Below are 649 nucleotides of genomic sequence, written 5' to 3'. Positions count from 1 at the left end.
GGCGGCAATGCGTTTTTCAAACGGCCAGTGGCTGTTTTCGTCGGTCAAAGCGATGTTGGGCAGCTCGGAATCGGGTACGTTGTACCATTGTTGGGGCGGCAGTTTACCTTACGGATTGTATTGGCGGTTGGCCATCAACCAGGCAAACGCGGCTTCGATCGCACCGGCTGCACCCAAAGTATGACCGGTGGACGGCTTGGTTGACGTGCAAAGGGTGTGGCTGCCAAACACTTCGGCAACGGCTCGGCTTTCCATGCTGTCGTTGTGTTGCGTGCCGGTGCCGTGCAGATTGATCCAGCCGATGTCTTCTGCTTTCAAACCGGCTTTATCCAAAGCGGCCTGAAAGGATTGGGCTGCACCCAAACCGTCGGGGCGGGGAGAAGACATATGGTAGGCATCGCTACTTGCACCATAGCCCAGCAACTGCATTTCGCCGTCAAAATCGGCATCGCGCGTCATCACGAAAAATGCGGCCGCTTCGCCGATATTGATGCCGTTGCGGTTGGCGGAAAAAGGTTTGGCGATGCCGTCTGAAAGCACTTCCAAAGAGGCAAAACCATTAATCGTCAGCGGAGAAAGCGTATCCGCGCCACCGCAAATTACAGCATCACATAATCCGGCACGAAGCAACCGGGCTGCGCTGATGAGG

The 649-nt window shown here is 55.9% G+C and carries 1 pseudogene; it reads right to left on the bottom strand.

From position 1 onward, the window contains the following. Nucleotides 1-649: pseudogene (locus ACTHTS_RS10895) on the bottom strand (beta-ketoacyl synthase N-terminal-like domain-containing protein); the annotation flags it as partial.

The organism is Neisseria sp. P0019.S003 (assembly GCF_051957115.1).
Classification (GTDB): domain Bacteria; phylum Pseudomonadota; class Gammaproteobacteria; order Burkholderiales; family Neisseriaceae; genus Neisseria; species Neisseria flavescens_D.
Note: the sequence above shows the minus strand (reverse complement) of the source record. Positions and strands in the feature narration are given on the sequence as shown.